Origin of the sequence: Agromyces albus (genome assembly GCF_004134825.1) — a bacterium.
GTDB lineage: Bacteria > Actinomycetota > Actinomycetes > Actinomycetales > Microbacteriaceae > Agromyces > Agromyces albus.
On the sequence record NZ_SDPN01000027.1, the window covers coordinates 20,584 to 32,895 of the forward strand.

A 12,312-nucleotide genomic window follows, 5' to 3' on the forward strand; every position below is an offset into this window, starting at 1 on the left:
CGCCCGCTCGCGAGGAGGAGCGATTCATCTCGATGTCCGTGTCAAGGTGGGAAGGCCGCTCAAGGCCTGGGCGACGGTGCGATCGAAGGCATCCGAGATCTCCGGCGCGCTCAGGTCGAAGCCCGTCCGCATGCGAGCCCAGAACTGCGTCGACGCGAAGTAGCGCAGCGTGGCCGCCACCCGACGCAGATCGCGTTCGTTCACGGAGGGGTAGTTCGTCGCGAGCATCGCCACGAGGGCGCGTGTGAAGAACGTGGCTTCCGATTCCCCGGTAGGTGAGATGGATGCCGCGCGGGCGCACACGAAGGCGAACGCCGGCGACGCATCGAAGGCCAGGAATCGGGCGCGCGACGCCTCCTGGAACTGAGGGATCGTGACGAACGGTGGCAACGGGAACTCGGTGGACTCGATCCACCCTGCGACGCCTTCCAGGAGATGCGATCTCGTCGGGAAGTGACGGTAGACCGTCCTCTCCGACACGCCGACCGCGTCGCCGAGGGCTCGGTACGAGATGTCGTCGAACGGATTCTCGCGCAGGGCCGCGGCGGCGCTGGCAAGGATCGCGGTCGGAGTATCCACTCCCTCCGCCATCATCCGCCCCTTCCCTTCGGCCGGCTGGTCTCTTCGGCCGTCGGCCCCGGCGACTGGTCTCGCTGCGACGTCGGCTCGGCAGGCAGCACATAACGATCCGAGTCGTCGAGCGTCAGCGCGAGTGACGACACATACTGCGTCTCGCCGTGAGTCCCGCGCTCGGCCGATGCCAGCATATCCGGACGCTCGAATGTGTAGCCAGTGACGTGGCAGCGAAGTCGCTCACCCGACGGGTTGCCGTCGGGATCGAGTATCGGCGAGGCGATGCCATCTGTCTGGCGTCGCAGGTAGTACCTGCCGCGCGTGAACAGCGCCATGAGCGGGGTCGTGATCACGGCGACGCCGATGGCGATCAGCACCGAGAACGGTCGCAACCCCTCGCCGAACAGGCCCCCGAACGCCGCCAGTGACAAGAGCGACGCCAAGCCCACCGACACAAGGCCGACCGGATTCCAATCGCGCAGCATCCCGCGGCGGAACTCGGGGAACGTCGGCGAGATGCGCAGCACATGCTTGTTGATTGCGATATCGGCGGCGATCGTGACCAGCCATGCCATCACGACGTTCGCGTAGAGGCTGAGCACGAAGCTGATGAGGCTGAAGACGTCCATCCACATCAGCGCGAGCGCGATGGCGAGGTTGAAGAAGATGAAGATCGATCTGCCCGGGTAGGTCTTGGTGAGCCGGGTGTACACGTTCGACCACGCCAGTGACCCGGAGTAGGCGTTCGTGACGTTGATCTTGACCTGGGCGATGACGACGAGAACGAGCGCCAACCCGATCGCCAGCCACTCCGGCATGATCGATTCGTAGAGGGCGATGAATTGGCGGACCGGTTCGGCGGCCCGCTGGCCGAGAGCAGGCTCGGCGCGGGTGATGAGGTAGACGGCGAGGAAGACACCGATGACCTGCTTGATGCCGCTGAAGAGCACCCAGCCGGGCCCCGCGAACATGAGCGAGGCCCACCATGACCGCCGATTCACGCGCGTACGCGGCGGCATCGCCCGGATCACGTCGATCTGCTCGGCCAGCTGGGGAGTCAGCGCGAAGCAGACGGCGGCACTCGCGACGATCGCCTCGAAACTGACGGCGCCATCGGATGCGCCCGTGAACGCGACGAACGCGCTCACCGCGTCGGGGTCGGACACGATCACCCAGAGCAGCGGCAGCAGCGCGAGCGCCAGCCACAGCGGTGTGGTCCAGAATTGCAGGCGCTCGAGTGCGCGCATCCCGTAGATCACGATCGGGATCACCACGACGGTGGAGATGAGGTAGCCGATCGGGAGCGGGATTGCGATCGCGATGTGGAGCCCCTGCGCCATGATCGCCCCCTCGAGGGCGAAGAAGATGCACGTGAACACGGCGAAGATCACGGTCGTGATCGACGAGCCGTAGTAGCCGAACCCCGATCCCCGCGCGATCAGATCCAGATCGAGGTTGTAGCGAGCGGCGTAGTACGCGATGGGCAGGCCGACGATGAAGATGATGACCGACGCGAACAGGATGCCGAGCACGGCGTTGTTCGTGCCGTGCTCGATCCCGACGCTGGCCCCGATCGAGAAGTCGGCGAGGAAGGCGATCGAGCCGAGGGCGGTGACCCCGATCGAGCCGGCGCTCCAGCGCCGGAAGGTCCGCGGAACATAGCGGAAGGCATAGTCCTCGAGGCTGTCCTCGGCGGCTGCCCGCGCGTTGTCTGCCCTCGCCACGTCGCACTCCCTGCGCCTCGCACGTTGGGGCTCATTGTCCCTGTTGGCGTGTTACAGCCGCATTGCGCGAAGACAGCGCTAGATCGCCATTGCCACACGCACGCCTTCTGCCGCGGATGCTCCGCCTTCGCCGGTGCTCGACGCGAAGCCGCTCGCGAGCACGAGGTACTTGTCGGCGGCCTCCAGTGCGAAGCCGATGTGCTGCTCGACGAGCAGCACGGAAAGGCCCTCGCTCGCGAGCTGCATCACTGTGTGCTCGATCTCGGCGACGATCGTCGGCTGAATGCCCTCGGTCGGCTCGTCGAGGATCAGCATCTTCGGCTCGGTGATGAGCGCCCGGGCGATCGCGAGCTGCTGACGCTGGCCGCCCGAGAGCAGGCCGGCCTTGCGGGTGGCGAACTTCTCCAGGGCGGGGAAGCGCGAAAATTGCTGCTCGATGAGCGCCTTGCCGCGCCTGCGGCCGTCGGCGACGAGCTGCAGGTTCTCCATCGTCGTGAGCTGCGCGAACGACTGCTGGCCCTGCGGCACGTAGGCCATGCCGCGGGCGACACGTTTGTTGGGCGGCACTGTCGTGATGTCGTCGCCGTCGAAGATCACTTGCCCGCTGCGCGGCTTGATGAGTCCGATCGCGGCGCGCAGCAGCGTCGTCTTCCCGGCGCCGTTGTGGCCGAGTACGGCGACCACCTTCGCGCTGGGCAGCGTCACGCCGTGCAGCACGAGTGTCCGGCCGTAGCCGGCTTGGATGTCGTTCATCTCGAGCATGTCAGGCCCCCTCCCCCTGCGTGATGGAATCCGTCGTGGCGGTCGCCCCGTCGGGCACTGCCAGCATGGCGGCGGTGGTCGCGGCCCCGGCGGTGCCGAGGTAGACCTCCTGCACCTTGGGATCGGCCTGCACCTGCGCCACCGCGCCCTCCGAGAGCACCTTGCCCTGGTGCAGCACCGTGACGCGCGACGCGTAACGGCGCATGAAATCCATGTCGTGCTCGACGACCAACACGATGCGGCGCTGGGCGATGCGCTGCAGCAGCTCGCCCGTCGCGGTGCGCTCGTCCTGGCTCATCCCGGCGACGGGTTCGTCGAGCAGCAGCGCGCGGGGCTCCTGCACGAGCATCATCCCGATCTCCAACCACTGCTTCTGGCCGTGGGACAAGATGCCTGCGGGCGTCTCGCGCTCCGTGCTGAGTCCCGTTTCCTCCAGTGCCGACTCGATCGCCGGTTCGATGCCGCGTCGGGCACGCAACAGGGAGAGCGAAGAGCGGTGGAGCCCGGCCGCGATGTCGAGGTTCTGCAGGACCGAGAGCTGCTCGAACACGCTCGCGGTCTGGAAGGTGCGGCCGACTCCGAGCCGGACGATCTTGTTGACGGACGTGCCCAGCAGCTCCTGGTCGCCGAGCTTCACCGATCCGGAGCCCTTGGACAAGCCGGTGATGGCGTCGATGCACGTCGTCTTGCCGGCGCCGTTGGGGCCGATGAGGAATCGGACCTCGCCGGGGTGGGCGTCGAAGGAGACACCGCCGACGGCGACGAATCCATCGAACTCGACGCGCAGATCGGTGACGACGAGCGAACCGGTCGTGGTCACTTCTTCACCTCCTCGAGTACAGGTGCCGATGCGGCGGCGGGCGCGGTTGCCGCTGTGCGCGAGCGCCACACCAAGCTCTTCGCCCTGCCCGACAGCGAGGACAATCCCATCGGGAGGAAGAGCGTCACCAGGATGAAGACCAGGCCCAGGATGTAGATCCACCCACTGGGCCAGCTGGAACCCAGGCTCGACTGACCCCATCCGATCGCCATCGCCCCGAGTGCAGGGCCGAACAGCGAGGCGCGGCCACCGAGCGCCACACCGGCGATCATCAGGATGGAGGCGGAGGCGCCGATCTCAGCCGGCGTGATGATGCCGACGATGGGGACGAACATGGCCCCTGCGATGCTGGCCATCACGGCGGCGACCACGAAGGCGACCAGCTTGATGTTGGCGGGGTCGTAGCCGAGAAACCGAACGCGCTCCTCCGCATCCCGCGTGGCGATCAGCAGTTCGCCGAAGCGGCTGCGGCCCAGCTGCCACACCACCAGCAGGCACACGATGAGCAGCGCGGCGGCGATCATGAAGACCATGATCTTGTTCGCGTCGTCGTCGAGGACGAATCCGAAGAAGTACTTGAAGTCGCTGAGCCCCGTGTCACCACCGGTCTCCCGGATCGTCGAACTGATCAAGACGGCGAGCGCCACGGCGAGCGCCTGAGTCAGGATCGCGAAGTACGCCCCTTTGACCCGGCGCTTGAACAGCGCGTAGCCGAGGATCGACGCCACGATCACCGGGAGCAGCACGATGGCCACGAGTGTGAAGGCGTCACTGCGGAACGGCTCCCAGAATGCCGGAAGCGGCGCCGACGGGTCGTACAGGATCATGAAGACCGGGAGGCTGCCGGGCCCCGCGGTCTCCAACGTGAGGTGCATCGCCATGGTGTAGGCACCGAGCCCGAAGAAGACCCCCTGACCCAGGACCAGCATTCCGCCTCGACCCCAGGCCAGGCCGATCCCCACCGCGACGATCGCCCAGCAGCAATACTTGCCGAGGTTGTTGATCCAATGCATGGAGAGCACCGCGGGGGCGACGACCAGTAGGAGAACGGCGAACACGCCGATGCCGATGAGGGGAAGCCACGGTTTGAGTTTCGTCATGTCAATCCCCTGGTTCGGACGGTGAACAAGCCCTGTGGGCGGAACTGCAGGAAGATCACGACGAGCACGAAGGCGAGCACTTGGGCCATGCTTCCGGTCGTCCAATCGGCGAAGAACGACAACGCGATGCCGACGGCCCACGCGGCGATGACGGTGCCCTTGATCTGTCCGACTCCGCCGGCGACCACGACAAGGAAGGCCGGGATGATGTACTGCGTGCCCATTTGAGAATTCGTGCCGCCGATGAGGGATGCGGCAACGCCGGCGACCCCGGCCAGACCGGAGCCGACGAAGAAGGTGATGCGGTCGACCGTGCGGGTAGGGATACCGCTGGTCTCGGCGAGGTCCCGGTTCTGGACTGTCGCCCTGATCCGGCGTCCGAACGAGGTGTATTTGAGCCAGGCCGCCAGGGCGGCCAGGCACAGGGCTGCGAGCACGATCGTGAACACCTGGCGAAGCGGCCAGGCATAGCCGAGGATGTCCGCCTGCCCATCCAGCCAGCCGGGGCTCTCCACCGGGACGCCCTGGGCGGGGAAGATCTGCAACGCGATTTGCTGCAGGATCAGGCTCACCCCGACGGTGACGAGGAGGGTGTCCAGTGGCCGTCGGTACATCCACTGGATGATGCCGACCTCCAGGAGGAGGCCGAGGAGGCCCGCGCCAAGGAAGGCGAGCGGCAGCGCCAGCACGATCGAGATGTTGCTGGACGTGACGACCAGCTGGGTCAGGTAGGCGATGAAGGCACCGGCCATGATGAACTCGCCGTGGGCCATGTTGATCACCCCCATCTGGCCGAAGGTGAGGGTGAGCCCGAGCGCTGCGAGCAGCAGGAGCGCACCCAGCGCGGTGCCGTTCAACAGCGGCGGTATGAGTGCATCCACGTGCGGTCGCTCTCTATTCGGTGCGGAGTTCTGGAGGCGGTTCTGGAGCGTGGGGTCCCGGACCCGGGTGGGCACGGGACCCCACGCCCGGTGGGCGATCAGCCCGCGGCGGCTACGAGAGCATCGCGGACGTCGGCGGGGAACCAGTCGTACCCCTCGAGGTACGGGTCAGGATCGATGAAGCCTTCGGACGACCAGACGATGTCGAACTGGTTGTCGGCGTTGATCCTGCCGATGTTGCCCGGCTTGGAGATGTGGTGGTTCTCGCCGTCCAGCGTGACGACGCCCTCGGGCGCGTCGACGGTGATTCCGCCTTCCGCAGCGGCGGCATTGATCTCGTCGACGTCGAACGAACCGGCCGCCTCTGCCAGAGCCTTGTAGAGGTACAGCGAGATGTATGCGGCCTCCATCGGGTCGGAGGTCACCCCGCTGCTGTCGGGGTACGCCTTCCAGCGCTCGATGAAGCCGGGGTTGTTCGGGGTCTGGAGCGACTGGAAGTAGTTCCATGACGCGTAGTTGCCCGTGACCTCGTGACCCATGGCCGGCGCCTCCTCCTCGGCGATCGACACCGAGATGATCGGCGTCGTCTCCGGCGTGAGACCGGCGTCGTAGTACGCCTTGATGAAGCCGACGTTCGACGAGCCGTTGATCGTGTTGAAGACGAAGTCCGGGTCCGCCGCGACGATCTTCGACACCTGGGTGGTCCAGTCATCCTTGTCGAGGGGCACGTACTCCTCGCCGACGATCTCGATCCCGAGTTCGGCGGCGTACAGCTTGATGATCGCGTTCGCGGTGCGCGGGAACACGTAGTCGGAGCCCGCCAGGAACAGCGTCTTCACGCCCTGCGCGGCGAGGTAGTCCATCGCGGGGATGATCTGCTGATTCGTGGTCGCACCGGTGTAGTAGATGTTCGGCGACGACTCGAGGCCCTCGTACTGCACCGGGTAGAAGAACAGGCCGTTGTTCTCTTCGACGACCGGCTTGACCGCCTTGCGGGACGACGAGGTCCAGCCGCCGAAGATCGCGGCGACGCAGTCCTGGGTGAGCAGCTTCTCGGTCTTCTCCGCGAAGGTCGGCCAGTCGGTGGCGCCGTCTTCCTGGACGTACTCGATCTGCTTGCCGAGGATGCCGCCGTCGGCGTTGATCTCGTCGGCGGCCATGTGCAGGACGTTGGAGACGGTCTGCTCAGAGATCGCCATGCCACCGGTCAGGGAGTTGAGGAAGCCGAGCTTGATCGTGTCGCCGGACGTGTCGATGCAGCTCTCGGCCGCCGCGGTCGGCTCCGCGGAGTCGCCGGCGCGGGAACCGCAGCCGGCGAGCACGAGGGTCACAGCCGCCGCAAGGGCGGGAACCGCCAGCAGGCTGCGCGCCCTTCGAGTTCGTGTCGTTTTCATGTGGATCTCCGTTTCTGTGTGATGCAGGTGATGCGTTCTCGGTCGGATGCTGCGTCCTGCAGGCACGCCGAATGACGCCGTCGCCCCGGCACCATTCCGGGGCACCCCGAAAAGGAGGGGGTGCCGAAGGTGTGACGGAACGAGCTGATCGGTGAATCGGGGCGTGCTGCAGGGGCTGGTCCGGTGGTGCGTGCGTCTCGATGTCGGATGGTGCCGGGCTTCGCTTGCCGGTTTGGATCGGCGCAAGGTGATCGCCGACTGCTGCGGTAGTTGCCAGCATGGGACCGTGACATTACTCTGACATTTCTCGATTGTTCCGATCCTGTTAAGGTCAGCCGGGAATCGAGGCGCAGCGCCCGTGATTCCGGGCTTGTATGACCGGACGCGGAAATCCGGCGGGCGACGACCTCCGATGGATGGTGCTCGATATGGCACACTTCTGACATCACCCGCCCGGAGGCCCGAATGCACTTCACTCCCGCCGAAACCGAGAAGCTCCTGCTGTCGGTCGCTGCGATGATCGCGCGCGACCGGCTCGAGCGGGGCATCCTGCTCAACCACCCCGAGACGGTCGCTCTGTTGTCGTGCTGGGTCATCGAACGAGCCAGAGAAGGACATGGCGTCGCCGAGCTGATGCAGGAGGGCCGAACCGTGCTCAGGCGTGATCAGGTGATGCCGGGCGTTCCTGAGATGCTCGCCGACGTGCAGGTCGAGGCGACGTTCCCGGATGGTCGCAAGCTCATCACCGTCCACCACCCGATCGACTGAGGAGTCGCCGTGGCATCCCCCTCCCCGCATGGCCCTGGCGCCTACCGAATCCAACCGGGCCGCATCGAGCTCAATGCCGACCGCAGCGAGGCCGAGCGCATCCGGCTCGTGTTCGTGAACACGGGCGACCGCCCGATCCAGATCGGTTCCCACATCCACCTCCCCGACGTGAATGGAGCCCTCGAGTTCGACCGTGCCCTCGCACACGGATTCCGCCTCGACATCCCCTCCGGGACGTCGCAGCGTTTCGAGCCGGGCGCGTCGCGGGCGCTCGATGCCGTGGCACTGCGCGGGGCGCGCCGGGTTCCCGGCATCCAGATCAAGACCGACGGACAGGAGCTGCTCCATGGTCTGGCTTGACCGATCACGGTACGCAGCGATCTACGGGCCGACGGTGGGAGACGAGGTGCGGCTCGGCGACACCGATCTGTGGATCCAGATCGAGCGCGACCTCACCGTCGGCGGCGAGGAGGCCGTCTTCGGCGGCGGCAAGTCGATCCGCGAGTCCATGGCGCAGGCGACGACGACGCGAGCGGACGGCGCCCTCGACACCGTCATCACGAACGCGATCATCCTGGACTGGTGGGGCATCATCCGCGCCGATATCGGCATCCGAGATGGTCGCATCGTCGGGATCGGGCACGCGGGCAATCCCGACATCAGCGACGGCATCGACATGATCATCGGGCCGTCCACAGATGTCATCTCCGGTGAGGGACGCATCGTCACCGCAGGCGCCATCGACTCGCACGTCCATCTGCTCTCGCCCTCGCAGATCCACGAGGCCCTTGCCACCGGGATCACGACGATCGTGGGCGGCGGCACCGGGCCCTCGGAGGGGTCGAAGGCGACGACGGTCACCCCGGGGGCGTGGCATCTGTCAGCCATGCACCGTGCACTCGATCCCCTGCCCGTCAACATCCTGCTGCTCGGCAAGGGAAACACGGTGTCGATGGCCGCACTGAAGGAGCAGGCTCTCGCGGGCGCCGCCGGCTACAAGGTGCACGAGGACTGGGGCTCCTCCCCCGCCGCGATCGACGCGTCGTTGCGCGCGGCCGAGGACTGGGGCCTGCAGGTCGCGCTGCATTCGGATTCGCTGAACGAGGCGGGATTCGTCGAGTCCACGATCGCGGCGATGGGCGGCCGATCGATCCACGCGTTCCACGTCGAAGGCGCCGGCGGCGGTCACGCCCCCGACATCCTCTCGATCGCAGGGCTGCCCAACGTGATCCCCGGTTCCACGAACCCGACGCTCCCTCACACCGTCAACACGGTCGCCGAGCACCTCGACATGCTGATGGTCTGCCATCACCTCAACCCGGCGGTGCCGGAGGACCTCGCGTTCGCCGAGTCGCGCATCCGTGGCACCACGATCGCCGCGGAAGATATCCTCCACGACATCGGAGCCCTGTCGGTGACCTCGTCCGACGCGCAGGCGATGGGCCGGATCGGCGAAGTGGTCACGCGCACCTGGCAGGTCGCGCACGTCATGAAACACCGTCGCGGCCCGTTGGGCGGCGGGATGCCGGCAGACAACGAGCGCGCGCGTCGTTACGTGGCGAAGTACACGATCAACCCCGCGATCGCTCACGGGATCGCGTACGACGTGGGGTCGATCGAGGTCGGCAGGCTGGCAGACCTCGTCGTGTGGGACCCGAAGTTCTTCGGTGTCCGGCCTGCTGTCGTCATCAAGGGCGGCGCGATCGCGTGGGCCGCGCTCGGCGATCCGAACGCCTCCATCCCGACGCCCCAGCCCGTGATGATGCGACCGTCCTTCGGTGACACGATCGGGGCGGACCTGTCGGTGACGTACGTCTCGCCTGCGGCGCTCGATGCCGGCCTCGCCGAGACGCTCGGACTGCGTCGTCGACTGGCCGCGGTCGAGCCCACGCGTCAGATCGGCAAGGCCGACATGAAGAACAACGACGTTCTGCCGTCGATCCGCATTCGTCCCGACACGTTCGAGATCGCGATCGACGGCGAAGACGTCGAACCGGCGCCCGCGGCATCCCTCCCCCTCGCCCAGCTGTACAACCTCTTCTGATGCAGCCGTCACCGCACACGATCAGCCTGCTGCTGGCGGATGCGCGCCTCCCCAGCGGCGGTCATGCGCAGTCGTCTGGGGTGGAGCCGGCCCTGCTGGCGGGGATGCCGGTCGCGGACGTGCCCGCATTCCTGCGTGCCAGAGCGCGGACGACGGGCATGGTGGATGCCGGCACCGCCGTGCTCGCCCGGCACGCGGCGCTCGACTGCATCACGATGGCGCCGATCGAGCGGGCATGGGCGGCGCGCACGCCGAGCCGCGCGATCCGTGAAGCGTCGAAGGATCTCGGACGCGGCCTGCTTCGGCTTTCCGGGCGGATCTGGCCCGAAGTGCGATCCTCGCTCGACGACCTCCACGAGTCCCCGCCGCGGCCGCTCGTGCTCGGTGCGATCGCCGCACACGCGGGAATCGATGCCGAGAGCCTGGTCCGGCTCACCGTCTACGACGACATGGCATGCGCCGTGGCCGCGCTCCTCAAGCTCGAACCCGGCGATCCCGCGCACGGTGTCGCGATGGTGCTCGAAGCCTGCTCATCGATCGAGCCGCAGGTCGCCGCAGTGTCGAGCATCACCTCTGCCCACCAGATCCCCGCGGCGAGTGCGCCGCAAAGCGAGGCATGGTCGGAAGCCCATGCCCTGACCACCAGGAGGCTCTTCCGTGCCTGAGAACACCCCCACCCGTGCACTGCGCCTGGGCGTTGCCGGACCCGTGGGAACCGGCAAGTCCTCGCTCATCGCGACCGTGTGCCGATCCCTCGCCGACGAACTCCGGCTCGGGGTGATCACGAACGACATCTACACCGACGAAGACGCTCGATTCCTCCGCTCCGCCGGGGTTCTCGAGCCGGAGCGCATCCGTGCCGTCGAGACCGGCGCGTGCCCGCACACCGCGATCCGCGATGACATCACCACGAATCTGCTTGCCGCGGAAGACCTCGAGCGGGACTTCGCCCCCCTCGATGTCGTGCTCATCGAGTCCGGTGGCGACAACCTCACCGCGACATTCTCACCGGCGCTGGTCGACGCGCAGATCTTCGTCCTCGACGTCGCAGGTGGCGGTGACGTGGCTCGCAAAGGCGGCCCGGGTATCGGACGAGCCGACCTGCTGGTGGTCAACAAGACCGACCTGGCCCCCTACGTCGGGGTCGACGTGCCGCAGATGGTGGCAGATGCGTCGGTGGCACGCCAGGGCAGGGCAGTCCTGGCCCTGTCACGCTCGGATGCCGCTTCCGTCGCTGAACTGCGGGCCTGGGTGCTCAGTGTTCTCGAGAGCCACCGACGCGGCACGCACGTGCCTCAGGACCCCGGGCCGATGGCACCGCACTTCCACGCTGACGAAGAGCAACCCGAAGGCGGCTTCGTCCACACCCACGACGAGAAGATCGGGGACGAGCACCACGCGAGTGCGCCGCATCACGTCCACTCACATTCCGACAGTCGGAAATGACGACGACGCGGATCGCGGTGCGGGCCGGGCTTCCCCGGGCGCACGTCGACTTGGTGGTCGGAGCGCTGGCTCCGCGGCTTGTCGGTCGGACCTCCTGCACCGCGCACGTTGCCCTCACCGCGGCCGGCATGCTCCTCCTCGGCGGCGACCTCGTTCACATCGAGGTGGACGTCGGGCCAGACTGCACCCTCGAACTCGAAGACGTCGGCGGCATGGTCGCCTACTGCGCTCCGCGGTCGGCTCCGCGGTCGCCTTCTCAATGGACGCTCGATGTGCGGGTCGGATCCGGGGGAACGCTCCTCTGGCGTGCCTTGCCGCTGGTCGTCGCAGAGGGCGCACGCGTCGAGCGACGCACACAGATCGACCTCGATAAGGGTGGATGCGCGGTCATCCGGGAGACCATCGTGCTGGGTCGGCAGGGTGAGTCGGGTGGGCGCCTCAAATCCCACCTCTCGATCACGGATTCCGACGGCCCCGTGCTCAACGAGGACCTGGACGTCGATGGATCCTTCCCTGAGCCGGGCATACTGGGCTCGGCGCGAGTGCTGGACGCGGTCATCGCGGTCGGATTTCGCCCCGACCCCGAGCCTGGCGCGATGCTGCTCGACCAAGCCGGGGCGGTGGCACGACACTTGGGCGACCTCATGCACGAGTCGCCGATGGATGACGTCTGGGCGACGTGGTCGGAGATGGCCAGGTCAGGCGTTCCCCCCATGACCAGTGCCGTACCTGTCACGGCAGGAGGGCTGTCCTCGCCTCGAGGGGTTGACCCGGTCAGGTCAGTCGAATGACTCGTCTCT

At 67.0% G+C, this 12,312-nt stretch carries 13 protein-coding genes; 6 read left to right on the forward strand and 7 right to left on the reverse strand.

What is annotated here, in order from left to right; genetic code table 11:
* Positions 1 to 24: 24 nt before the first annotated feature.
* The 7 genes from ESP51_RS13700 to urtA form a co-directional block, all read right to left on the reverse strand.
* Positions 25 to 579: a TetR/AcrR family transcriptional regulator gene (locus tag ESP51_RS13700; RefSeq protein WP_241843168.1), complete on the reverse strand. Its 555-nt coding sequence runs from the start codon at positions 577 to 579 to the stop codon at positions 25 to 27.
* An 11-nt stretch (positions 580 to 590) separates the two neighbouring features.
* A complete protein-coding gene (locus ESP51_RS13705; RefSeq protein WP_129521460.1) occupies positions 591 to 2,297 on the reverse strand; it encodes a purine-cytosine permease family protein in 1,707 nt (568 codons plus the stop codon).
* Between the two features lie 78 nt (positions 2,298 to 2,375).
* On the reverse strand, positions 2,376 to 3,059 hold the full coding sequence (locus ESP51_RS13710; RefSeq protein ID WP_129521461.1) for an ATP-binding cassette domain-containing protein: 684 nt from the start codon (positions 3,057 to 3,059) through the stop codon (positions 2,376 to 2,378).
* 1 nt (position 3,060) lies between these two features.
* Positions 3,061 to 3,879 carry an urea ABC transporter ATP-binding protein UrtD gene (gene urtD, locus ESP51_RS13715; RefSeq protein WP_129521462.1) on the reverse strand — a complete coding sequence of 273 codons (819 nt, stop codon included), beginning with the start codon at positions 3,877 to 3,879 and terminating at the stop codon, positions 3,061 to 3,063.
* Complete coding sequence (urtC, locus tag ESP51_RS13720) at positions 3,876 to 5,084, reverse strand: urea ABC transporter permease subunit UrtC (RefSeq protein WP_241843169.1); 1,209 nt, start codon at positions 5,082 to 5,084, stop codon at positions 3,876 to 3,878. Before urtC ends, urtD begins: the two co-directional genes overlap by 4 nt.
* The gene (urtB, locus tag ESP51_RS13725) at positions 4,976 to 5,836 is read right to left on the reverse strand and encodes an urea ABC transporter permease subunit UrtB (protein WP_241843170.1); all 861 of its coding nucleotides are present in this window, start codon (positions 5,834 to 5,836) and stop codon (positions 4,976 to 4,978) included. The genes urtC and urtB overlap by 109 nt, the downstream gene beginning before the upstream one ends.
* 122 nt (positions 5,837 to 5,958) lie before the next feature.
* Positions 5,959 to 7,254 (reverse strand): urea ABC transporter substrate-binding protein, encoded by a 1,296-nt coding sequence (urtA, locus tag ESP51_RS13730; RefSeq protein ID WP_129521464.1) that lies wholly within the window; start codon positions 7,252 to 7,254, stop codon positions 5,959 to 5,961.
* Between the two features lie 465 nt (positions 7,255 to 7,719).
* Between urtA and ESP51_RS13735 the strand changes: the two genes are divergently transcribed.
* From ESP51_RS13735 to ESP51_RS13760, 6 genes are all read left to right on the forward strand, one after another.
* Entirely contained in the window at positions 7,720 to 8,022 is a 303-nt protein-coding gene (locus ESP51_RS13735) for an urease subunit gamma (protein WP_129521465.1), read from the forward strand.
* Between the two features lie 9 nt (positions 8,023 to 8,031).
* Positions 8,032 to 8,382, forward strand: coding sequence for an urease subunit beta (gene ureB / locus ESP51_RS13740; protein WP_129521466.1), 351 nt, complete (start codon positions 8,032 to 8,034; stop codon positions 8,380 to 8,382).
* Positions 8,369 to 10,066, forward strand: a complete 1,698-nt coding sequence (locus ESP51_RS13745) for an urease subunit alpha (RefSeq protein ID WP_129521467.1) — start codon at positions 8,369 to 8,371, stop codon at positions 10,064 to 10,066. Before ureB ends, ESP51_RS13745 begins: the two co-directional genes overlap by 14 nt.
* Positions 10,066 to 10,731, forward strand: coding sequence for an urease accessory protein UreF (locus tag ESP51_RS13750; RefSeq protein ID WP_129521468.1), 666 nt, complete (start codon positions 10,066 to 10,068; stop codon positions 10,729 to 10,731). Before ESP51_RS13745 ends, ESP51_RS13750 begins: the two co-directional genes overlap by 1 nt.
* Positions 10,724 to 11,512, forward strand: coding sequence for an urease accessory protein UreG (gene ureG, locus ESP51_RS13755; protein ID WP_129521469.1), 789 nt, complete (start codon positions 10,724 to 10,726; stop codon positions 11,510 to 11,512). The genes ESP51_RS13750 and ureG overlap by 8 nt, the downstream gene beginning before the upstream one ends.
* A 128-nt stretch (positions 11,513 to 11,640) precedes the next feature.
* Entirely contained in the window at positions 11,641 to 12,303 is a 663-nt protein-coding gene (locus tag ESP51_RS13760) for an urease accessory protein UreD (RefSeq protein ID WP_241843171.1), read from the forward strand.
* Positions 12,304 to 12,312: the final 9 nt, after the last annotated feature.

Excerpts from the sequence above, each read along its gene's own strand:
- ESP51_RS13710 (WP_129521461.1), bottom strand. The coding sequence starts at position 3,059 with ATGCTCGAGATGAACGACATCCAAGCCGGCTACGGCCGGACACTCGTG.
- urtA (WP_129521464.1), bottom strand. The coding sequence starts at position 7,254 with ATGAAAACGACACGAACTCGAAGGGCGCGCAGCCTGCTGGCGGTTCCC.
- ESP51_RS13735 (WP_129521465.1), top strand. The coding sequence starts at position 7,720 with ATGCACTTCACTCCCGCCGAAACCGAGAAGCTCCTGCTGTCGGTCGCT.
- ESP51_RS13745 (WP_129521467.1), top strand. The coding sequence starts at position 8,369 with ATGGTCTGGCTTGACCGATCACGGTACGCAGCGATCTACGGGCCGACG.
- ESP51_RS13750 (WP_129521468.1), top strand. The coding sequence starts at position 10,066 with ATGCAGCCGTCACCGCACACGATCAGCCTGCTGCTGGCGGATGCGCGC.
- ESP51_RS13760 (WP_241843171.1), top strand. The coding sequence starts at position 11,641 with ATGCTCCTCCTCGGCGGCGACCTCGTTCACATCGAGGTGGACGTCGGG.